At 68.8% G+C, this 21,052-nt stretch carries 20 protein-coding genes and 3 tRNA genes; 8 read left to right on the top strand and 15 right to left on the bottom strand.

From position 1 onward, the window contains the following. Window positions 1–99: 99 nt before the first annotated feature. From ACFPUZ_RS09865 to ACFPUZ_RS09885, 5 genes are all read right to left on the bottom strand, one after another. Window positions 100–3,495 carry an arabinosyltransferase domain-containing protein gene (locus ACFPUZ_RS09865; protein WP_377001746.1) on the bottom strand — a complete coding sequence of 1,132 codons (3,396 nt, stop codon included), beginning with the start codon at window positions 3,493–3,495 and terminating at the stop codon, window positions 100–102. A 10-nt stretch (window positions 3,496–3,505) separates the two neighbouring features. Beyond that, window positions 3,506–5,533 carry a galactan 5-O-arabinofuranosyltransferase gene (locus ACFPUZ_RS09870; RefSeq protein ID WP_377001747.1) on the bottom strand — a complete coding sequence of 676 codons (2,028 nt, stop codon included), beginning with the start codon at window positions 5,531–5,533 and terminating at the stop codon, window positions 3,506–3,508. A gap of 2 nt (window positions 5,534–5,535) precedes the next feature. Next, window positions 5,536–6,297 (bottom strand): decaprenylphospho-beta-D-erythro-pentofuranosid-2-ulose 2-reductase, encoded by a 762-nt coding sequence (locus tag ACFPUZ_RS09875; RefSeq protein ID WP_377001748.1) that lies wholly within the window; start codon window positions 6,295–6,297, stop codon window positions 5,536–5,538. Between the two features lie 20 nt (window positions 6,298–6,317). Continuing rightward, complete coding sequence (locus ACFPUZ_RS09880; RefSeq protein WP_377001749.1) at window positions 6,318–7,733, bottom strand: FAD-binding oxidoreductase; 1,416 nt, start codon at window positions 7,731–7,733, stop codon at window positions 6,318–6,320. A 773-nt stretch (window positions 7,734–8,506) separates the two neighbouring features. Next, window positions 8,507–8,779 (bottom strand): hypothetical protein, encoded by a 273-nt coding sequence (locus tag ACFPUZ_RS09885; RefSeq protein WP_377001750.1) that lies wholly within the window; start codon window positions 8,777–8,779, stop codon window positions 8,507–8,509. A 30-nt stretch (window positions 8,780–8,809) separates the two neighbouring features. On the opposite strand from ACFPUZ_RS09885, the gene ACFPUZ_RS09890 reads away from it, so the two are divergent. From ACFPUZ_RS09890 to ACFPUZ_RS09905, 4 genes are read left to right on the top strand one after another with little or no spacing between them, the layout of a single operon-like run. Further along, complete coding sequence (locus ACFPUZ_RS09890) at window positions 8,810–9,322, top strand: hypothetical protein (protein ID WP_377001751.1); 513 nt, start codon at window positions 8,810–8,812, stop codon at window positions 9,320–9,322. After that, window positions 9,319–9,819 (top strand): hypothetical protein, encoded by a 501-nt coding sequence (locus ACFPUZ_RS09895; RefSeq protein WP_377001752.1) that lies wholly within the window; start codon window positions 9,319–9,321, stop codon window positions 9,817–9,819. The genes ACFPUZ_RS09890 and ACFPUZ_RS09895 overlap by 4 nt, the downstream gene beginning before the upstream one ends. 19 nt (window positions 9,820–9,838) lie before the next feature. After that, window positions 9,839–10,750 carry a plasmid pRiA4b ORF-3 family protein gene (locus ACFPUZ_RS09900; protein WP_377001753.1) on the top strand — a complete coding sequence of 304 codons (912 nt, stop codon included), beginning with the start codon at window positions 9,839–9,841 and terminating at the stop codon, window positions 10,748–10,750. 8 nt (window positions 10,751–10,758) lie between these two features. Then, window positions 10,759–11,166 carry a GtrA family protein gene (locus ACFPUZ_RS09905; RefSeq protein WP_377002253.1) on the top strand — a complete coding sequence of 136 codons (408 nt, stop codon included), beginning with the start codon at window positions 10,759–10,761 and terminating at the stop codon, window positions 11,164–11,166. On the opposite strand, the gene glfT1 is transcribed toward ACFPUZ_RS09905, so the two are convergent. The 4 genes from glfT1 to wzm form a co-directional block, all read right to left on the bottom strand. Beyond that, complete coding sequence (gene glfT1 / locus ACFPUZ_RS09910) at window positions 11,163–12,077, bottom strand: galactofuranosyltransferase GlfT1 (protein WP_377001754.1); 915 nt, start codon at window positions 12,075–12,077, stop codon at window positions 11,163–11,165. The genes ACFPUZ_RS09905 and glfT1 overlap by 4 nt on opposite strands. A 5-nt stretch (window positions 12,078–12,082) precedes the next feature. Then, a complete protein-coding gene (locus tag ACFPUZ_RS09915; RefSeq protein WP_377001755.1) occupies window positions 12,083–13,003 on the bottom strand; it encodes a DUF559 domain-containing protein in 921 nt (306 codons plus the stop codon). Between the two features lie 111 nt (window positions 13,004–13,114). Further along, window positions 13,115–13,912 carry a galactan export ABC transporter ATP-binding subunit Wzt/RfbE gene (gene wzt / locus ACFPUZ_RS09920; RefSeq protein ID WP_377001756.1) on the bottom strand — a complete coding sequence of 266 codons (798 nt, stop codon included), beginning with the start codon at window positions 13,910–13,912 and terminating at the stop codon, window positions 13,115–13,117. Between the two features lie 10 nt (window positions 13,913–13,922). After that, entirely contained in the window at window positions 13,923–14,771 is an 849-nt protein-coding gene (wzm, locus tag ACFPUZ_RS09925; protein ID WP_377002254.1) for a galactan export ABC transporter permease subunit Wzm/RfbD, read from the bottom strand. Window positions 14,772–15,035: 264 nt separating this feature from the next. Here wzm and ACFPUZ_RS09930 point away from each other — a divergent pair, with 264 nt between their 5' ends. Further along, window positions 15,036–16,238: an aminotransferase class V-fold PLP-dependent enzyme gene (locus ACFPUZ_RS09930; protein WP_377001757.1), complete on the top strand. Its 1,203-nt coding sequence runs from the start codon at window positions 15,036–15,038 to the stop codon at window positions 16,236–16,238. Here ACFPUZ_RS09930 and ACFPUZ_RS09935 read toward each other — a convergent pair. After that, the gene (locus ACFPUZ_RS09935; protein ID WP_377001758.1) at window positions 16,235–17,191 is read right to left on the bottom strand and encodes an NAD(P)H-quinone oxidoreductase; all 957 of its coding nucleotides are present in this window, start codon (window positions 17,189–17,191) and stop codon (window positions 16,235–16,237) included. The genes ACFPUZ_RS09930 and ACFPUZ_RS09935 overlap by 4 nt on opposite strands. A 50-nt stretch (window positions 17,192–17,241) precedes the next feature. Here ACFPUZ_RS09935 and ACFPUZ_RS09940 point away from each other — a divergent pair. Then, window positions 17,242–17,326 (top strand) — tRNA-Ser (locus ACFPUZ_RS09940). A gap of 106 nt (window positions 17,327–17,432) precedes the next feature. On the opposite strand, the gene ACFPUZ_RS09945 is transcribed toward ACFPUZ_RS09940, so the two are convergent. Both ACFPUZ_RS09945 and hisC read right to left on the bottom strand, forming a co-directional pair. Further along, window positions 17,433–17,810, bottom strand: a complete 378-nt coding sequence (locus ACFPUZ_RS09945) for a phage holin family protein (protein WP_377001759.1) — start codon at window positions 17,808–17,810, stop codon at window positions 17,433–17,435. After that, window positions 17,807–18,835: a histidinol-phosphate transaminase gene (hisC, locus tag ACFPUZ_RS09950; RefSeq protein ID WP_377001760.1), complete on the bottom strand. Its 1,029-nt coding sequence runs from the start codon at window positions 18,833–18,835 to the stop codon at window positions 17,807–17,809. The genes ACFPUZ_RS09945 and hisC overlap by 4 nt, the downstream gene beginning before the upstream one ends. Window positions 18,836–18,915: 80 nt before the next feature. Between hisC and ACFPUZ_RS09955 the strand changes: the two genes are divergently transcribed. Together ACFPUZ_RS09955 and ACFPUZ_RS09960 are read left to right on the top strand one after the other, a co-directional pair. Then, window positions 18,916–19,004: transfer RNA gene (locus ACFPUZ_RS09955), tRNA-Ser, on the top strand. A 1-nt stretch (window position 19,005) separates the two neighbouring features. Beyond that, window positions 19,006–19,081: transfer RNA gene (locus ACFPUZ_RS09960), tRNA-Arg, on the top strand. Between the two features lie 36 nt (window positions 19,082–19,117). Here the strand turns inward: ACFPUZ_RS09960 and ACFPUZ_RS09965 are convergent. Genes ACFPUZ_RS09965 through ACFPUZ_RS09975 form a run of 3 tightly spaced genes read right to left on the bottom strand, consistent with a single transcriptional unit; the run spans window position 19,118 to window position 21,052 of the window. Continuing rightward, window positions 19,118–20,134, bottom strand: coding sequence for a ThiF family adenylyltransferase (locus ACFPUZ_RS09965; protein ID WP_377001761.1), 1,017 nt, complete (start codon window positions 20,132–20,134; stop codon window positions 19,118–19,120). Next, on the bottom strand, window positions 20,131–20,592 hold the full coding sequence (locus tag ACFPUZ_RS09970) for a molybdenum cofactor biosynthesis protein MoaE (RefSeq protein WP_377001762.1): 462 nt from the start codon (window positions 20,590–20,592) through the stop codon (window positions 20,131–20,133). Before ACFPUZ_RS09970 ends, ACFPUZ_RS09965 begins: the two co-directional genes overlap by 4 nt. Continuing rightward, complete coding sequence (locus ACFPUZ_RS09975) at window positions 20,582–21,052, bottom strand: MogA/MoaB family molybdenum cofactor biosynthesis protein (protein ID WP_377001763.1); 471 nt, start codon at window positions 21,050–21,052, stop codon at window positions 20,582–20,584. The genes ACFPUZ_RS09970 and ACFPUZ_RS09975 overlap by 11 nt, the downstream gene beginning before the upstream one ends.

Genomic DNA, 21,052 nt, shown 5'->3' on the forward strand with positions numbered 1-21,052 from the left:
CGGTGACGGTATCGTCGTACGCCGCCGGGGCACTAGGTCCGCAACCCCGGACCTAAGGCGTGAATTCGACCGCCCGACGTACGACGAAACCGAAGCACGCTAGTTCTTGGTGGCGATGTTCATCTCCGAGGGCTTCCACCAGCCGGAGCGCTGGATGACCTCGTGGGTGATCTCGGCCTCGACGGGGGCGTCACCGACGGAGTTGGTGCGCAGTTCGTAGATCTCCAGGGATCCCCAGTCGCGGTGCCAGTTGTTGCGGGTGTAGCTGGGCAGCTCGTAGGAGGAGTTGACGGCCTCGGCGGTACCCATGGCGCCGCCGCCGTCGTAGTCCTGGAAGGGGGTGAGGGTGGCCTTGCCCGGGTGGTCGGGGGAGATGCGGTACTCGGGGATTTCGGCGACACCGGCGTAGTGGTCGAAGGTGCGCTGGCAGGGGAACTGCAGGGCGACGGCCCAGTCGAGGAGGCCGGGCTTCTCGGAGCCGATGACGTTGGCCAGGGAGTCGAGGGTGGGCACGCGCGGCGGGGTGAAGGCGAGCCACTGCTCGGGGTCGAGGCTGAGGTCGGTGGCGACGATGCGCACGACGTTGGCCTCCTCCGGGAGGGAGTCGATGGGCAGGCGCAGGTTGCGCCAGGAGGGCAGGGGCCCGATGTCGAGCATCTCCACCTCGTCGACGTTGCGCACGCGGCCGTCGTCGCCGCGGGTGCCGTACTCGAGGAGCAGTTCCTGGCCGTTGTGCTTCACGCCGTTGATGTCGTGGTGTTCGATGCGGCCGGCGACGGAGACGACGACGAGGGGGGCGTCCTCGGTGGCGTCGGGAAGCTCGTACCAGGAGGAGGTGATGCTGGCCGGGTACTGGGCGCCGGAGGTCCAGGAGCCCATGACGGGGACGGTGTCGTAGTCGAGGTTGAAGGGGAGGCGGGCGCGGGAGCCGTTGACGCCGACCTCGGCGCGGGTGCCGCCGGTGTTGCCGGTCTCCTGGCCGGTGGCTTCGTCGGAGCCGCCGGAGTTGTCGCTGTCGGCGATGGCGCCGACGGAGGCGGTGGAGACGCTGTCCTGCCCGATGGTCGGCGGGATGTTGTTGGGGCCGAAGCCGCGGTGGTCCTCAGATTCGAGGGATTCGCTCAAGGGGACGCCGTTGACGGGGGTGAGGAAGGAGTCGTTGGAGTTGGTCTCCACCATGGCGTCGTTGGCGAGGCTGCACGTGTTGCCCGTCAGGGAGCGCAGGTTGCCCATGCCGACGGTGTAGGCCGGCGACTGGCCGACGAAGGCCTTGGCGAAGGAGGCCATGGAGAACAGGATGATCAGCGCGCAGGCCACGGCGATGGGGGCGGCGGCGACACCGGCCCAGCGGCGGTTCTTCCGGGCCTCGGCGGCCTCGAGTTCGGCCATGCCGCCGTGGGTTTCGGCGCGGGCGGCGCGGATGTCGCCGAGGAAGGACTGCAGGACGCCGAGGAGCAGGACGGCCAGGGCGATGAAGAGCATGATGGTGGAGGATTCGACGGCCTTGTACTGCACCGTCTTGTCGAACCACGGGATGCCGTAGCTGGAGACGTACCACCAGCCGTTGATGCCGGCCAGGGAGATCGCCATGATGAACAGCACGGCACCGATCATGAGGGTGCGGGAGCGCGCGGAGCGCATCGCCATCTCGGAGAGGGCGACGGCGGCGAGTGCCGCGAGGGCTCCGGCGATGCCGGCGTACACGCCGAAGTGGTGGGTCCACTTCGTGGGCGTGAACATCATGAAGAACATCGTGCCGAAGATGATGAGGATGAGCCGCAGCGAGGGATCCTTCGCCGCGCCGGTGACACGTCCGTTGCGCAGGATCGCGGCGATGACGATCGCCAGGCACAGGAACATGATGAGCACGGCGAAACGGCGCGTGAGGGAACCGTCGACGGTCTGCTCCATGAGGGTCTGGTAGCGCACCCACTCGTCGTACCAGTGGAGGGCCGGGCCCTTCGCGGAACGCACGCGGATGGCCTCGCGCACCGAGGCCAGCGTCTGGTCCCCGAACACGCCGATGAGAATCGCCGTGCCCGCCGCGAGGAAGGGCGCGAGCATGGCGGTCACAGCCGTGACAATGCTGCTTCTCGACGCCCGCTCCCCCCGCGGCCCCCGCCCGGCACCGAGCAGCGGCAGGCGGCGGTAGAGAATGCGGATGAGGCTCGAGAGCGAGGCGAGCAGCGCCGAGACCGCCATGAGGCCGGTCGGGCCGGCACCGAGGGAGATGGTGGCGAGGATGACGCCGATGGCGGCGGGCAGCAGCCGCGAGGTGGCGATGGCGCGCTCGAAGGAGGCCCAGGTGAGCACCGCGCCCATGGCGATGATCGGCTCGGGGCGGATGCCGTTGTTGTAGGGCAGCCAGAAGGCGAGGAAGACCATGGCGGCGGTCCACTGCGCCACCTGGCGGCCGGCGATGCGGGCGCCGAGGCGGGGCAGGATCTCGCGGGAGAGCACGTACCAGATGACCAGGCCGGAGATGAGGGCGGGCAGGCGCATCCACACCGAGGCGGTGGACACGTGGGTCATCAGCGCCAGCAGGTCGTAGTAGGGGGAGCCGAAGGGGGACTCCGGGACGCCGAACCAGCGGTAGTAGTTGGCGGTGTAGTCGGCGTGGTCGGCGACGCGCGCCATGGTGAGGATGAAGCCGTCATCGGAGGTGTTCGCGCCGAAGATGTGCCAGAAGACCAGGGTCGCGCCGACGATGCCGTCGAGGGGGCGGGGGCGCCACCAGTCGGCGGGCAGGAAGCGGCGGGTCGCGCGGCCGTCGAGAAGATCCATGCGGTGCAGGGCCCACAGGGAAACGAGGAGCGAGAGGAGGCCGCCGAACATCGCGACGTACTTGAGCAGCGACGGCGCGGAGGTGAAGCGGGAGTTGATTTCGACGTCGGCGTGGAGCCCGGCGTCGATAAGCGTGGACGCCGCGGTGTCGTCGAGCTCGGTGTAGATGCCGGTGACCTGCGGGCGGACATCCTCCTCCTCGATGATCCCCTCGTGGCGGGTGCCGGGGATCTCCACGACCGTCTCCTCCTCGGTGGAGGAGACGCGCAGGACGGCGTCGGCGGGCAGCCGCCCGACCTCGGCCTCCGTCAGTTCGAAGGGGACCTGGTTGCGCACGACCACGTCGATGCCGCCGTCCCAGGAACGGATGAACAGGCCACGCGAGGTGGCGTCCGTGGAGTCGGCCGGCAGGGTGGAGAGGATGAGGGATTCGCCCTCCCGGAGGGCCGCGAGCGACTCCTGGACGGGCACCTCGAGCTGGAGGTTCTCCGGCGCATACGACACCAGGGGCGCGTTGACCGAGGTGAGGCTGTCGCCCTGCGGCCACGCGAGGGAAGCCTGGGTCTGGTTGACCGGGAGGAAGGGGGTCAGCAGGAACAGCACGAAGCCGAGGAGGCCCGAGATGATCGCGACGTTCTTCAGCCAGCCGGGCGCTACTGGGGTAGCGGGAGCAGGCTCTCGGTGGGACACAGCAGTAGCAGACACAGACATGGAGTCTACGTCAGACCCCGTCCTTTACCCGGCTTGCCACTACAAAAGGCCCGATCTGGGTGGTGTTCCACAGCTCCGGGGAGAACACTGCGGGATTGAAGTAGATGCCGCGGTAGCGCACGTTGGGGTTGTTGGGGAAGATGTCCTCCGCCAGGTGCGACTTCCAGCCGGCGTCGGTGGCCTCGCCGACGGGGGCGTCGACGCTGCCGCGCAGGAGAAAGACGTCGGGTGCGCGCCAGGGGGCGGCGTCGAGGTCCGCGAGGAACTTCTCCGGCGAGGACTTCCAGGAATCCTCCGCCCAGCGCTCGATCGTGTCGTTGCGGGCGGTGAACTCGCCGAGGGGATTGGCGTAGTGGCTGGTGAAGGCCTGGAAGCCGAAGTAAGGGTGGAAGGACATGAAGTTCTTCTCGTCGGTGAGCACGACGGTGTCCAGGGGCTCGTGGCCGCGGGCGCGGATCTCTTCGTCGATCTGCGGGTAGTAGCGGCCGGCGTCGGCGGCGAAGCGGTCGGCGCGCTCGCCGTAGCCGTCGGTGTCGGCGTACGCGCGGTCGATGGCCCGCTGGTTCTTCAGCGGGATCTGCTGGGCATAGAACAGGCCGGCGGCGGAGAGGACGAGCACCATGAGGATGGTCACGGAACGGCGGGCGGCAGCGCCGAGCTGCTCGGGGTAGAGGGTGTCCAGCCCGACGAGCCGCAGCTCCGCCAGGCCGAGGACACCCGCGGTGGCCAGCAGCAACGCGATGAGCGGGGCCACGCGGAAACCGAGCAGGGTGGTGCCGGCCAGGGTGGCCACCATGGAGGCGAAGGACCACAGGTAGAAGCCGATGAGCGCGATGCTCATGCTGCGGGCGTCGAAGTCGCCGGTGCGCACGACCAGCCACACGAGCCCGATGAGGCAGAGCACACCGACCACGGAGAGCGCGAGGAAGGGCACGGGCACCTGGGCGCCGTCCACGGGCAGGTAGTTGGGGGCGGCGGAACCGTCGGTGGGGTGCCCGGTGAGGGTGCGCCACACGTAGGGGCCCCACACGACCGAGGCGATGGCCAGCGAGCCGAAGCCGATGACGGCCAGCCGCAGGAGAGGGCCGATGGTGCGGTAGTAGAGGACGGAGAAGATCGTGCCGATCGCCACCACGGACAGCGCCACCACGCCCGTGTACAGCGTGTACAGGGAGGCGGAGATGCCGAGGAAGAGCGTGGCGCCGAGCAGCGGGAACCAGGCCCCGCGCAGGGCGCGGCCGACGACGACGGTGACGGCCGGCACGCCCATGGCGGCAATCGCCCCGTAGGGTTCCTCCGCCGCCATGACGAGGGTGATGCAGGTGGTCACCAGCGCGATGGCCACGGCGACCGGCAGTGATCCGGCGAGGCGCTGCCACACCGGCACGAGGAGGCAGGCCACACCGGCGATGGAGACGAGCGACCACGGCTGGTAGGCCTCCCACCCGGGGAGGTTGAGCAGTTCGGCGAAGCGGCCGCCCATCCAGAACCAGCCCAGCGGGTAGTAGGTGGGCAGGTCGATGTAGTTCATGTCCTGGTTGGCCCAGGTCGTGGCCGCGCGGGTGAGGAACTGGGTGCGGAATCCCTGGTCGATGTGGATGCCGTCGAGGTAGAGGCGCGTCGCGGAGAGCGGGATCGCGGTGGTCGAGATGACCAGCGCCGCGGGGGAGAGGTAGGTGACCAGGTAGGTGAGGATCACCCGCCAGCGCGGGCGCCGGATCTGCGCGTCCTCTCCCGCTTCTCGACGCCGCCGCGCCCCCTGCTCATCCAGCAGCCAGGCGAGACACAGCCCCCCGACGAGCAGCAGCGTCACAATGGTGACGGCCGTGGACAGCGCGTACGACATGTTCGACGTGTTGAACGCCGGCCAGCTGGTTGCCCGGAGGACGAACCACGCCACCAAGGTGAGCAGCGCCCCGCCGAGCAGGGCGGCGAGCATCCCGAGGAGGGAGTGGGCCCGGCTCGGGTGGTCGGGGAGGTAGGCCTCCGTGCGGACGGCCCGGGTGGTCGGAGGGGTCGAGGTGCGCGCTGTCGACATGCCTAGAAGGGTAGCCTGCGGAAGATCTGACGCGGGATGACGTTGAACACGGCGGCCACGGCCTCGAAGGCGGGGTGGACGAAGATGATGTCGCGGCCCTTGATCACGCCGTCGACAGTCGCCTCCGCGACCTGCTGGATATCAACGGTGAGCGGGGCCTCCTTCGTGCCGGCCGACATCTTCGTGCGGACCTGGCCCGGGCGGACGACGAGCACGTTGGCACCGGAACCACGCAGGGCCTCACCGAGCTGGGTGTAGAAGCCGTCGAGGCCGGCCTTGGAGGCGCCGTAGACGAAGTTGGAGCGGCGCACGCGGACACCCGCCACGGAGGACAGGGCGACGATGGTGCCGTGGCCCTGGGCCTTGAAGCGCTGGCCCAGCAGCACGCCCACCGACACGGGGCCGGTGTAGTTGATCTGCGCGGACTCGACGGCCGCGGCCTGGTCCTGCCACAGCGCCTCCTGGTCGCCGAGGGTGCCGAAGGCGACGACGGCCACATCGATGTCACCGTCGGCGAAGGCCAGGTCGATGACGTCGGGGTGGGAGGCGAAGTCGGTGGCGTCGAAGTCGATGACCTCGACGGAGGAGGCGCCGGCGGCGCGGACCTGCTCCACGGCGGCGTTGATACGCGGGGAGTCCTCGCGGGCGGCGAGGATGACGCGGGCGGGACCGCGGGAGAGGAACTCGGCGACGATGCCGAGGCCGATCTCCGAGGTGCCGCCGAGCAGCAGAATGTTCTGGGCCTGGCCCACTGCGTTGAGCATCTGGTGTTGTTCCTTCGGTTCTAGTTCAGTTCGAGGCGGCGGGACATGTCGGAGGCGAAGACGCCGGTGGGGTCGATCTCATGGCGGGTCTGCAGCCAGCCCTCCATACCCGGGTACATCTTGTGGAAGTTCTCCGCGGAGGTGCGGGACTCCTTCGCCAGGTAGAGGCGGCCACCGAACTCCATGACGCGCTTGTCCAGGTCGTCGAGGAATTCGTTGAGGCCCTTTTTGATGGGGAAGTCCACGCACACGTTCCAGCCCGGCATGGGGTAGGACAGCGGGGCGCGGTTGCCCGGGCCGAAGAGCTTGAACACGTTGAGTGCGGAGTAATGGCCGGAGCGCTGGATGTCCCGGATGATGTCCTTGAAGGGCTCCACCGCTTCCATCGGCACGACGAACTGGTACTGCAGGAAGCCGTTCTTGCCGTAGCCACGGTTCCACTCGCCGATGAGGTCGAGCGGCTGATAGAACTGCGTGAGGTTCTGCACCTGCTTCTTATAGGTGCCGGACTTCAGCCACCACAGCTCACCGATGGCGAGCATGGACAGCTTGTTCATCGTCCACGAGGGGAAGATGTCGGGCACGGTGACCAGCTGGGGGGCGTTGAACTTCAGCGGATCCTTCGCCAGCTTCGGGGCCAGCTCCTGGAGCTGGTCGAGGGTGGCCAGCGAGCCGCGCGAGATGGCGGCGCGGCCCAGCTTCGGCTCCGGGCTGATCGCGTCGAACCAGGCGGAAGAGTAGGTGAAGTTGTGCTCGGAGCCGTCGGAGTGGAACGCGACCGTCTCATCCAGGTTCTGGGTGAGGTCGCCGTCCGCGATGAAGTAGGCGGTCTCCGTGCGCGTCATGCGGATGCGGGCGCGCAGGATGATGCCGGTCAGGCCCATGCCGCCGACGGTCGCCCAGAAGAGGGTGCCGTCCGGGTCGTCCGCGGAGCCCTCCGGCTCGAGGTGGAGCACGCGGCCGTCGGCCACGAGCAGTTCCATGGAGGCCACGTGGTCACCGAAGGAGCCGGCGGAGTGGTGGTTCTTGCCGTGGATGTCCGGCCCGATGGCGCCGCCGATGGTCACCTGGCGCGTGCCCGGCAGGACCGGCACCCACAGGCCGTAGGGGAGGGCGGCCTTCATCAGCTGGTCGAGGGTGACGCCGCCGTCCACGTCGACGATCGCCGAATCGGGGTCGATGGAGTGGATCTTGTTGAGTGGCTGCATATCGACGACCAGCCCGCCGCCGTTCTGCGCCGGGTCGCCGTAGGAGCGGCCCATGCCGCGGGCGATGACGCCGCGTCGCAGGTGAGCGGGCTTGTCGGCGTTGTCGTCGGCGATCCGGGTCACCGCCGCAATGATCTTCTCGACGTCCGGGGTCGCCAGGACGTGTGCCGTCGAGGGGGCGGTGCGGCCCCATCCGGTGAGGGACGTCGGTGTGGTCTGGAGTTCCATGACCACCAGACTAGCCCCCGTGCCTGACATGACCGGAGGGCACGCACGGGGGTGGCAGTGGACACCCAGAAAGTTGCCAGCGGACGAGCGGATGTTACAGTGATGTAACTTCTCGCCGAGCGTTACATTTCGCAGCTCAGAGCGGGGGATCCACCGAACGGGGGTAGGTGGGGGTAGCGGGTTTCCGTCAGTATGAAACGCCTTATTGTCTCTTGACGATAGGGGTGCTACTTTGAGCTTAACTTCCCTAGAGGAACGCACTTCGGCTATCTGGCCGCAGATGCGCTCCGGCAGGGTTCTTTCGGGAGGCCTGCGCCCCCGGATGGGGGTGCGTTCCGGGTAAAAGCCGGTTACTTTCTGCGGGCTTTATTCGACCCGAAAATACTGCCTGAGCTGGGGAAACGTTGGGGGCGCGCGCAGGGGGACAGTTACCTGCGCCACAATTCTGCGGGTTGGGCTTGCTCGCATCGATCAGTCATGACATTCTTGGTGTCACAAGCACGGACCGACCGGATCGTGCTTAACCGAAACTGAAAGGGCTACCACAATGGCTACCTTCCTCCACACCATCATCGACAACATCCAGAAGTTCCTGAACGTCCTGGTCAACAACGGCCAGTACCTGGGCGACGGCATCTCCTCCGCTTTCGTCAACTAATTACTGACAAAGCAAGGAGCTTCCCCTCGTAGCGGGTTCTGCTTTACAGAACTCCCGTAAGGGGAAACGCTTAAAAACTCCCGTGTGGTTCGCCACAGCGGGAGTTTTTGCGATTCTAGAGGTCGAGCAGACCCCGGATCTCCGCAGGAAGTTCCTCCTGGGACGTGATCTCGGCGCCGCCGGCCGCGGCATACTCGCGGAGCAGGCGGTAGACCTCGCTGCGATCATGGGAATCCAGCAGCGGCAACTCCTGGGCGATGAGGCGGGTCATGAAGTCATTGAGCGGCAGGTTGGTCTGCTCAGCGGCGACGAAACGGCCTTCGCGCAGGTCGCGCTCTTCGTCGTAGTTAGTGGGGGCGGCAGCATTCTTCTTCTTTCCGAATAACATGCCCCCAGCGTAGACACTAGGGTTTAGGGCATGAAGGACACGACCGACTTCTACGCCCTCGACGACACGCTGTCCGGGCGCCTCACGCAGGCCGGCCTGGTGGGTACCGCCGTCAGCCTGCCCGACTACATTCGCTCCGGGCCGCTCCGCGCCCTGGCCACCGGCGCGCTCCTCGTCGGCGGCGGGGCACTGGTGGCGGTGCTCAACTCCTTCGACGAGGACCCGGACAATGATCCGCGGGTGATGATGGACCAGTTCCGCCGCTCCATCGGGGACATCGGCTCCGTCCCGGGACCGGATTCCGATACCCCGCCGGGTGATTTCTCCACCGCCTCCGCCGCCCAGACGTGGACGGTCATCATCGGTGCGCTGCTGGTCATCGCTGTGCTGGTGCGCCTGGATTCCGCCGTGCAGCACCGCATCGCCGAGCGCCTGCGCCGCCGCGGACTCTCCCGCCCCCACACGTGGATCGGGGCGGTCGCGGCGGCGGTCGTGTTCGCCGTCTCCGAGGTCTCGCACCGCCGATTGGTGGCGCAGGCGTGACACATCGGGTGCTCGCGATCGTCGATAAGCAGGAGGACGTGACTGCGGTCTGGCACGTGCAGACCTCCCCGGACGGGCCCTCGGCCTCGGGCATTCTCTCCGGGGCCTGGCTGCTGGGGCCGGGGGAGATCGAGCCGGAACGGCTGCGCGACCTCACAGCGGACGCTCACGTGGTGCACACCGGGACGGACGGGCTGGAGCGGATCCGACGCGGCGTGGAGAAGCAGCTCGCCGCCTACCGGGCCGCCGCGAAGGCCGCCAAGGAGGCGCAGCCGCAGCTCACCCTGCCGCGCTTCGAGGCGCCGGGCGAGGTCGACCCGGAGGCGCTGGCCGCGGCCTACCACGGCGCCCCCGAGGGGCGGCTGGCCTGGGCTTATGCCACGGCTGCCGCGGAACTCGTCGACAGTTGGCACGCCATCGAGGCGCAACGGCGCTCCCGGAAACACCTGCAGGAACGCTTCGGGGCGCAGGTGCGTCCGCTGCCGCTGGACGAGTGAAAATCGCTACCCTGGTGGCATGTCCAACGAGGGTGCACGCCAGACAGGTCAGGTCGTCGACCTGAGCGCTGTCCGTGCCCGGCGTGAGCGCCCCGCCCGGACCGTCATCCTCCAGGCCTCCAATGTGCGCGCCGACGCCGAGGTCCACCGCCACATCGGCCTCAACGACGCCCTCCACCTGGCGGACCTCCATGAGATCCTCGGCACCGCCTTCGGTTTCCGCGCCGCCCCCGGCTCCACGCCGTGGCATTTCTCCACCGGCGACCGCGAGCAGCGCCTCGACGCCGCCGAGCCGATCCATCACCACCTCGCCGACGAAGGTGACCGCATCAGCTACCACTTCGGCCTGTGGGACGTCACTCTCACCGCCGTCGACTCCTATCCGCGCGACGCGGGTACCCCGCGCGCCCTGTGCGTCGGGGGTTCCGGCGCCTTCGGGGACCACGATTTCGACCTCGCGGAGATCAACGCCGCGCTGACCGGCACCGCCACCATCCGCAGCGTGCTGGGGTCCACGCGGGCGGAGGTTCGCGACATCATCACCCGCTCCGGGATCTTCGACTTCGTGCCGCTGCTGCAGGCCCTCGACCTCAATCGGGACCCGGGCCTGGCACGCGGGACGGTGGAGCTGCTGGGACGGCTGCCCGTCGAGAAGCAGGCGGCCGGCCGCGACGCCTTCTGGTCGCTCGTCCTCGCCCTGGCCTGCCTGGGCGATGAGGCCCTGGGCAACCACGTCCTCGAAACGACCATGGCCGCCCTGGGCTGGGAGGACGACGACGGCACCCCGCTCAGCGGGCCGCGCGTCCGCGAGCTCTGCGGGGAATCCCTCACCCTGTTGGCCGACGTCGGCGGCTACGGCGAGCACGCCCGATCCCCCGTCGACCGCCTCGACATCTACCGCTGCCTCCTCGGAGGCGACGCCGCCGAGTAGGGTGGTACATCGTGTCCACTCGCTCAAGCCTTCAGACGCAGGCCGGTAAGTTCATCATCTCCGGTGCGATCTCCGCCGTCGTCGACCTCGGCCTCACCTGGGTCCTGCAGATTTTCTTCGGCGCCGGCCCCGTCCTGGCCCGCTCCATCGGCTTTCTCTTCGGCACCATCACCGCCTACCTGATCAACCGCCGCTGGACCTTCCAGGCCGCCCCCTCCACGCGCCGCTTCCTCATGGTCGCCGGGCTGTACACGCTGACCTACTTCGTCAACGTCGGGCTCCACGCCGGGCTCTACCGCCTGCTCAGCGGCTGGGACTGGAACGATTCGCTGGCCATCGTCATCGCCTTCGTCATCGCCCAGGGCACCGCCACCGTGATCAACTTCGTCGTGCAGCGGGTGTTCATCTTCCGCTAGGGCCGCGTGAAACGCTCGTTGCGACCCTGCCGGTGCAGCCGCAGCCACTCGAGGAAGCCCTTCGGGTCGCGCTGCTGAACCAGGAAGAACCAGCCGAAACGCGCGTACTCCTGTGGCAACAGCCTGCGCATGCCGGGCTGGCTCATGATGTAACCGCGGTTGCGGTAGGTGAAATAGCGCTTCGACTCGTTGTCCGGGTACTGCGTGTGCATCTTCCCGCCGAGGATCGGCTTGAACTCGTCCGAGCCGTCCGGGTGCAGATACGCCGTGGTCAGCGCCGTGCCGAAGCGCAGCCCGGAGCGCACCAGACGACGGTGGTACTCCACCTCGTCGCCGCGGATGAACAGCCGGTAGTCGGGCACGCCGATGATCTCCATCGCGCGGGCCTTGATGAGCGCGCCGTTGAACAGGCTCGCGATCCCCTCCACGACCTCGCCTTCGAGCTCCGCGCGGTGCCGCCGCCACACGAGGCCCTGGCGCAGCGGGAACGCCAGCTTCCCCGGCTCGTCGATGTTGCACACGACGGGGGAGACTTCGTGGAGACGGTGCCGGACGGCGACGTCGATAAGCGTCGCCAGGACCTCGGAGTCCGCCGGACGGCCATCATCATCGGCGCACCAGATCGCGTCGGCGCCGAGCGCCAGCGCCGTGAGGAAGCCGTACGCGAAACCGCCGGCCCCGCCCAGATTCGTGCGGCTCGGCAGGTAGACGGCCCGGTCGCCGGCCAGCTCGTGCACCAGCTTCTCGACGTTCGCCTCACACCCGTTATCCACCACAATCACCCACCGCACGGGGTGGCTCTGCGCGACCACCTGCTCCAGCGAGGCGCGCAGCAGCTCGACGCGCTTGTGGGTGACAATCACCGCCGCCACCGAATCGTCGCGGTCAAGGTGCGGAATAACGTTGGGCATGGTGGTCATTGTGCCACCTCCTCCGGCCAGGGGCCGTCTCTGGTGAACATGTGGTGCCACTTCCACACCGGTTTCCGCTCCGACTCCAGCTCCGCGCCGTGCTTCTCGACGACCGCCACAATCTGCTCCACGACCAGGCTCAGGTGGTACTTGACGCAGCTGCCGGAATAGCGCAGCACGCGGTACCCGTGGCGGGTGGCGTAGTTCGCCTTCCACCGGTCCTGGACGAAGGTCTCCCGGCTCTCGCCGGAGTGGTAGGCGAAGCCGTCGATCTCGATGATCAGCTGCGCCTGCGGGATCAGAATGTCGAAGTAGTATCCGCCGAGGTAGGCGTTCTGCTCCAGCGCGATGCCGCGCGCGAGGAGTGCCCGCGCGATCAACAGTTCCGCCTCACTGTCGGCGCCGATGGCGGCCCGGGCCACGAGGGCCTGGAACGTCGCGGGGATCCGTTTCATGGTGGCGATCTCCGCCGCCAACGTCGCCTTGCCCGCGCGGCCAGCGTAGTGTTCCTCCAGGTAGGCGATGAGTTCCTCATCCGTGGATTCATCAGCATGCGCCACCGCCACCGCGCCCACCGTCACCGTGAAGCCCTGCACCTGCGCGGTGCCGACACTCGTCCGCCGCAGCAGCCTGAGGTGCGTGTTGCTGTGGAACGACTGCGTGGGGCCGACCACCGCCTGCACCGGCAGCGACAGCGGCTTGCCCTGCCGGATCTCCAGGGAGGTGCGTCCCGTAAAGATGAGCCCTGGGCGCCGGTGCCGGAGCGCGCGGAGCAGCAGGTGCCCCGTCGGCGGCGAGGTAGTGAAGACGCCCCGTTCGACCCGGTGCAGCCGCCCTCTGCTCACGAGCCTGTCGATCTGCCGCTGACTGAGCCCGCGCCGCCGCAGCTCCGCTGTATCGATGACCGCATCGGCCGTGAAGTCCATAAGTCACTCCCCCCGAGCGACACTGTAGGGCAAGCGGGGCTCGGAGGTGTGTTTCCAGTAAAGACCGCCGAAAACCAGGCCCGAATTCCGCGGTGTTTACTGGAAAAGCACCTAGGAGGTGCCCTCGGCCTCGAAACGCTTGAGCAGGGTGCGCACGTAGTCGCCGGCGCCCTTGCCCTCGTAGGCCTCGACGACGTCGTCGACCAGGCCGGCCTTGCGGATCTGCCCGTGATCGATCCACAGCGCGGTGTTGCACAGCTGCGCCAGGAAGTCGTTGGAGTGCGAGGCGAAGACGAGGATGCCGGAGCGTTTGACCAGCTCCTGCAGGCGGACGCGGGCCTTGGCCATGAAGGCGGCGTCGACGGCGCCGATGCCTTCGTCGAGAAGCAGGATCTCCGGCTCGATGGACGTGACCACCCCGAGGGCGAGGCGGACGCGCATGCCGGTGGAGTAGGTGCGCAGCGGCATGTTGAGGTAGTCGCCGAGCTCGGAGAATTCGGCGATCTCGTCGATCTTGGCCCGCATCTGCTTCCGCGTCTGGCCGAGGAAGAGGCCGCGGATGATGATGTTCTCGTAGCCCGAGATCTCCGGATCCATGCCCACGCCGAGGTCGAAGACCGGGGCGACGCGGCCGCGGATGTCCGCGGAACCGCGGGTCGGCTCGTAGATGCCGGAGAGCAGACGCAGCAGCGTTGACTTGCCGGCGCCGTTGTGGCCGACCAGCCCGACGCGGTCGCCCTCCCGCAGGTGCAGGTTGATGTCCTTGAGGGCCTCGACGACGACGGTGTTGTCGGAGTTGCGGCCGATGGCGCCGCCCGCGGTGGACAGGAGGGCCTTCTTCATGGACCGCGATTTGGCGTCGAAGATGGGGAAGTCGACGCAGGCCTTGTACGTGTCAATGGACACCATGGTGATCCTCCTAGACCCAGTAGCTCACACGGAAGCGCCACTGGCGCATGGCCAGCAGAGCGAGGACGAGGCCCACGGACGTGCAGGCCAGGACGATCCACCAGTGGTAGGCGGCCACCGGCTGGCCGATGAGAGGCGCGCGGATGATCTCCATGTAGTGGAACAGCGGGTTGATCTCCGCCAACAGGGCCCGCTGGGCGATGTCCCCGCCCTGCTCCTTGAGCGTCTGGGTGGTCCACACGATGGGGGTGACGTAGAACAGCAGCTGGACCATGGCCTCGAGCAGCGGGGCGACGTCCCGGTAGCGGGTGGCGACAATGCCGAAGAACATGGTCACCCACACGCCGTTGACGATGAGCAGCGCCATCGCGGGGATGGCCAGCAGCAGGTCCCAGCCCAGGGGGCGGGGGAAGATCATCATGAGCACCGCCCAGATGACCAGGTTGTGCGCCAGGAAGAGCGTCTGCCGCCACACCAGGCGGTAGACGTGCACCGACAGGGCGGAGGGGAGCTGTTTGATCAGGCCCTCGTTGTCGATGAAGATGTCCGCGCCGTCCTTGATGCACCCGGAGATGAAGCCCCACATGATGAGGCCCACCGTGACGTGCGGCAGGAACTCGGCCACGGGGATCTGGAAGAGCATGGAGTAGAGCAGGCCCAGTGCCAGGGCCATGACGCCGGTGGCGATGGTGATCCACAGCGGGCCGAGCGTCGAGCGGCGGTAGCGCTGCTTGATGTCCTGCCATCCCAGCTGCAGCCACAACTCGTGCTGGCGGAATCCGCGGACGAGGTCGCGCCAGGCGGCGACGAAGGTCTTGGACTGCGACGCCGGGGGGTCGGCGACGGCGCCGGTGGTCATGCGGGTGACGTCGGCACGCAGCTGTTCTCGGGTCGGGGATGTTTCCTGCACACAGACCACCCTATCGTCGGGCGCCCGGATGATGGGCATCCGCCTCCGGCCGAGTCGTCGCCTGTGAATTCGGTGTGAGATCGGCTACGCTGCGGGGAGGGAACAGGGGTGCTCAGCAGGGGTTTCGGGCCGTCTGCCGCATGTCGGGGCCGATGGTGCTTTCAGAGCCGTCACGGGGCATACTGGACGAACGTGTCGAGAGGAGAAGCGGGAATGGTCTATGACGTCGCCAGGGTGCGGGGGCAGTATCTGTCCCTGGGCGATGGGTGGACCTACCTCAACGCGCACCAGTGCCCCCAGATCCCGGAGCGGGTCGCGGCGGCGGTGTCGCGCTCCTTCCGGCTGGCGACCGCGGTGGCGGATGTCGAGACTTCTTCCGGTTCGCATTCCCGCGTCCAGGCCCCCGGTCGGCTCCAGGGGGACATGCTTATCGACGACGCCCGCCTCGCCGTCGCCGACCTCTGCGGCGTCACCTCCGACCGGGTCGTCCTCGGCCCTGACCTCGAGGTTCTCTACCTGCGCCTGGCGCGGGCCATGCGCCCCCTGCTGCGCCGGACCTCCTCGGTGGTGCTCTCCGGCCTCGACGACCCTGCCCTGAGCGAGCCCTTCGCCGAATTCGGTGGCGAGGTGCGCCGGGCGCAACCGGACCTCGGGACCGGGGCGCTGCCGGCCTCCCAGTACCGCCAGCTCGTCGACGGTTCCACCCGCCTCGTTGCCCTCGCCGCGGCCCACCCGCACCTGGGGACGGTCGCTCCGGTCGGGGAAATCGTCGAGCACACCCGCGCCCGCTCCCGGGCCTGGGTGCTGGTCGACGCCACCGCCTACCTGCCCTACCGCCCCCTCGAGCCCGGCGACTGGGACGCCGACATCGTCGCCCTCGACATCGGGCAGCTCGGCGGCCCGCAGGTCGCGGCCCTGGTGTTCCGTGACACCGCCATGTTCCGGCGTATCGACGCCCTCCCGGAGACCTCCCTCGCCCCCGGGCTCCTCGGCGGCGTCCCCGACCTGGTGGGGCACCTGGCGGACCTCGGCGGGGGCGGCGGCACGCGGCGGACCCGCGTCCAGCGCTCCATGGCGGAGCTGCGCCGCTACCTCGATGACCTGGGCCGGGACCTGCACATGCTGCTGGGCACCCTGCCCACGGTGCACATCCTCGGCGTCTCCGGGGAGGCCGGCGACGGCGGCCGCGGCGAGCGGATCCCCCGGCTCTCCTTCGCCGTCCGCGGCGTGCCCGCCACCACCGTCCACCAGCGGCTGCTGGACAACGGCCTGGTGACCACCATCCTTCCGGACTCCCGGCTGGCCAGCGACATGGGCGTCGAGGAGGTCGGCGGGGCCGTCACCGTCTCGCTGAGCCCGGTGACCACCCGCCACGACCTCGAGCACCTCACCCGGGTCGTCGCCTCCCTGGCTTAGGCCTCCAGCACCAGCTTGCCGGTCACTTCTCCGGAATCAAGCAGCTCATGGGCGGCGGCCGCCTCTGCCAGCGGGAAGGTGGCGTGGATGTGGTGGGTGACGCGGGAATCGGCGAGCAGCGGCCATACGTTCTCGATCGTGGAGGCCACGACCTCCGCCTTGCCCTCCGTGGACCGGGCGCGCAGCGTCGTGCCGCGGATGGACAGGCGGCGCGGCAGCAGCGCCCCGAGGTTGATTTCCGTCTTCACCCCGCCCTGCAGGCCGATGATGATGAGCTGGCCGTCCTCGTTGAGCGCCCGCAGATTCTGCCGCAGGTACTTCGCCCCGATGATGTCGAGGATGACGTCACAACGGCCCTTGAGCACCTCCGCGAAATCCTCCTCGCGGTAGTTGACCAGGATGTCCGCGCCCAGCTCCCGGCACGTCTCCAACTTCTCCGCACTACCCGCGGTCACCGCCACCGTCGCGCCCAGCTGCTTGCACAGCTGGATGGCGAAGGTGCCGATACCTCCCGCGCCCCCGTGAATGAGCACCGTCTGGCCGGCGCGCAGCCCGGCGAGCATCCCCAGGTTCGACCACACCGTGCACGCGACCTCGACGACGGCGGCGGCCTCCGTCATCGAGTACCCCTCCGGAATCGGCATGAGCTGGCCTTCCGGCACCGCGACGAACTCCGCGTAGGCGCCCCCCGAGAGCAGGCACGCGACCTCCTCGCCCTCCCGCCGCCCGGTGGTCCCCGGATCGACGATGACGCCGGCGCACTCCAGACCGATGATCTCCGACGCGCCGGGCGGCGGCGGATAGTGCCCCCGCGCCTGCAGCAGATCCGCCCGGTTGACCCCGGCGGCATGGACCTTGACCAGCACCTCACCCTCCCGGAGCTGCGGAGTGTCGGTGTCGACGAGCTCCAGGGAACGGGCATCATCCGGATTGCGCAACTGAATAGCCTTCATGGCACCCCAGGGTAGGGAAAATCCGCGCCTGAGGTACAGTTCCACCACGAGGAGACGTGGCAGAGCGGCCGAATGCACTGGTCTTGAAAACCAGCGAGGGTCACACCTCCAGGGGTTCAAATCCCCTCGTCTCCGCTGGAACCCGGCTCAACCTTCCCGTTGAGCCGGGTTTTCTTCGCAGGCCGGTGGCTGCCGACGTTGCATGGCCGTGGCGGCGGCGCAGGCCGGGAAGGTCACGGGGTCAGCGCTGCGGCAGGATCATGCGGGTGAGCATGCTCAGCACCCACGTGGCCACCGCCATGACGATCGCCCCGACGAAGGCCGCCTGGAAGCCGTCGACGCTGAGGCCGAGGCCCAGGACCCCGGAGAGCCAGCCGGTGAACAGGAACAGGAAGGCGTTGATGATCAGCGCGAACACCCCCAGGGTGACCACCGTCAGCGGGGTGCCCAGGAGGTGGGCCATCGGCGCGACGATCGCGTTGACGACCATGAACAGCACCGCTACCCAGATGAAGGCCCAGGGGTCCTCCGCCGGGTGCACGGAGATACCCGGCACGATGCGGGTGACAAAAAACAGGGCAATGGCGGTGGTGATGATGCTCAGCAGCAGGCGGATCATGCCCCCAAGCCTGCCCGATTCCAGGCCGCCAGGAGCTGCTCGGCCTCATCCTCGGTGGTCACGGTGATGCGCACGCCCTCCGGGAAGGCGCGGACAAGCACGCCCTGTGCCGCGAGGCGGGCCGCGACATCCGCCGAATCGACGCCCGGCAGCCAGATGAAGTTCGCCTCGCTGCGCCGCGCACCCAGCGCATCGGCCACGCGGTCGCGCTGCTCCACTGTCTCCGCGGTGCGCTCCAGCAGCTCATCGGTGTTGCGGAGGCTGGCCAGCGCGCCGGCCTGCGCGATGGCGTTGACGCTGAAGGGGATCACCACCTTGTCCAGGGCGCCGATGAGCTCCCGGGAACCGAAGGCGTAGCCCAGCCGCACGCCGGCCAGGCCGTAGGCCTTGGAGAAGGTGCGCAGCCCCACCACGTTCGGGTACCGGGCGATCACGGCGGTACCGATGACGGTGTCGGCGGCACGGTTGTACTCGAAGTAGGCCTCGTCCAGCGCGACGACGACATCGGACGGAACCTGTTCCATGAACTCATGGAACTCGGCCTCGGTGATCACGGCACCGGAGGGGTTGTTCGGGTTGCACAGGAAGATCAGCCGGGTGCGGTCGGTGATGGCGGCGGCCATCTGCGCGAGGTCGTGGCGGCCGTCGTCGAGAAGCGGGACCGGCACGGGCGTCGCGCCGACCACCTGGGCGAAGATCGGGTACGCCTCGAAGCTGCGCCACGCGAAGACGATCTCGTCCCCCGCGCCGGCCGTGATCTGCACCAGCTGCTGGCACAGCGCCGAGGAACCGCACCCCACCGTCACCTGCTCCGGCCGCAGCCGCAGGTGCTCCGCAAGTGCTTCGCGCAGCTCGGTGGAGAACATGTCCGGGTAGCGGTTCGCGTTCTGCGCCGCCTGCGTCATCGCCTCCACCGCGCTGGGCAGGGGGGTGGTGGCGACCTCGTTCGAGGACAACTTGAGGGCGTCCGGCTGGCGCTGTCCGGGGACGTAGGCGGGCATGGCGGCGAGGTCAGGACGGATCATGAGGTCTCAGTCTAGGCGGTTTGTCCCCCGGGCAGCCGGGCGGGTAGGATTCCTGCAGTTGCACCGTTCGAGGTGCAGCTGGAGACGTGCCAGAGTGGCCGAATGGGGCTCCCTGCTAAGGAGTTGCCTGCTTTGCGGCGGGCCGGAGGTTCGAATCCTCTCGTCTCCGCGCGCCCGTAGCTCAACGGATAGAGCATCTGACTACGGATCAGAAGGTTGGGGGTTCGAATCCCTCCGGGCGCACCACTGGACCGGTCACCGCAAGGTGGCCGGTCCCTTTGCTTATCGACGCCTCGCGCCGTCCTGCCGCCACCTCTCGTAGCCGCCCCGCAGGCTCACCGCTGGCACGCCCCGGGCGAGCAGGGCCTCCACCGCCCGGGCGGAACGCACCCCGGCGGCGCAGTAGACCACGAGTTCACCCGCAGGAACCTGGGCCCCGGCGAGGACGTCCGCCAAGGGGATGCACACCGCCCCGGGAATGGTGCCGAGGGCGGTTTCGGGGGGTTCGCGGACGTCGATAAGCACGGCGCCGGGGGGAACCTCGCTGATCTCGGGTATGACGATGACTGGCGGGCCGTCGGCACGCAGCCGCTCGACGGTCTCCGGGGCGCCGGCGACGGGGATATATTCCCACCGTCCGGTGAGCGAGGAATAGTAGCCGACGGTGCCGATGAGCGGTTCGCCCAACCCCGTGAGCAGCTTCAACGCCTCCACCGCCAGCGCCGAACCGACGACCCCGACCACGGGCCCGAGGACCCCGGCCTGCGCGCAGTTGGGCACGGAACCCGGCGGGGGCGGGGTGGGGAAGAGGTCCTCGTAGACGGGTCCGTGGTCGGCGTGGAAGACGGAGAGCTGGGCGTCGTAACCCAGGATCGAGGCCCACACATGCGGGATGCCGAGTCGCGCGCACGCCGCGGAGACGACGTGGCGGGTGGGGAAGTTGTCGGCGCCGTCGAGGACCACGTCGGCACCGTCGAGCACCTGCAGCGCCCGCGGCCAGGTGAGGCGCTCCGTCACCAGGTCCACCTGCACCTCCGGGTTGAGCGCCAGCAGCGACTCGCGCGCCGAGGCTGCCTTGAGGTGGCCCACGCGCTCATCGGTGTGGATGATCTGGCGGTGCAGGTTGGAGGTCTCGATGACGTCGTCGTCGATGATCGTGATCCGCCCGACGCCGGCCCCGGCGAGGTACAGCAGCGCGGGCGAACCGAGGCCGCCGGCGCCGACGACGGCGACGTGGGCGTCGATAAGCAGGCGTTGACGATCCCCGATGAGCGTCTCCTGGCGCTGGTAGCGGCTCATTCGAGGCCGACCCAGCGGGAGGGGCCGTGGAGAAGTTCCTGTTCCTTCCAGATCGGCACCTCCGCCTTGACGCGGTCCGCCAGCTCGGCGGCGGCGGCGAAGGCAGCGGCCCGGTGGGCGGAGGCGACGGCGACCGCGAACGCGAGGTCGCCGATCTGCAGGTCGCCGGTGCGGTGGGCCGTCCACAGGCGCACCTCACGATGCTTGTCGACGACCCCCTGCGCCACCGCCGTCAACACCTCCTGCGCACTCGGGTGGGCGGTGTAGGTGAGGGCGCGGACCTGCTCCCCGCCGTCATGATCGCGGACGATGCCCTCGAACACCACGAGCGCCCCCATGGCGTCGGTCATGGTCTCCAGGCGGGCCTCCGCCAGCAGCGCCTCGAGGGGATGGTGGGTGAGGTGCGCGCCGATGACCTGGTGGGTCTGCGTGGCGACATACGAAGGGTCAGTGCTCATGGCGGCCTTCCAGCTGGTCGAGGAGGTGGGGGAGGAGGGGGGCGAGGACGGCGCACCCGTCGCGGACCCCGCCGGTGGAGCCGGGCAGGGTCATGACGAAGGTGCCCCCCGCGAGGCCGGCCACCGCCCGGGACAGGGCGGCGGTGGGGGTGGATGCCAGGCCGCGGGCGAAGAAGGCGTGGACGATGCCGGGCAGCTCGCGGTCGAGGTGCGCGGCAACGGCCTCCACCGTGCGGTCGTCCGGGGTGACGCCCGTGCCGCCCGAGGTGAGCAGGACGGCCGGCCGCTCCGCGAGGGCCTTCTCGACGGCCGCGGGAATGTCGACGTCCGCGACGACGCGGGCGTCCGGGGTGTCCAGGCCCAGGCGGCGGAGGAACTCGACGGCGAGAGGCCCCGAACGGTCGGGGTAGGTACCCGCCGCCGCGCGCGTGGAGGCGACGATGACCAGGCCTGTTCTCAT

The organism is Corynebacterium nasicanis, from assembly GCF_042658165.1.
GTDB classification, from domain to species: Bacteria; Actinomycetota; Actinomycetes; order Mycobacteriales; family Mycobacteriaceae; genus Corynebacterium; species Corynebacterium nasicanis.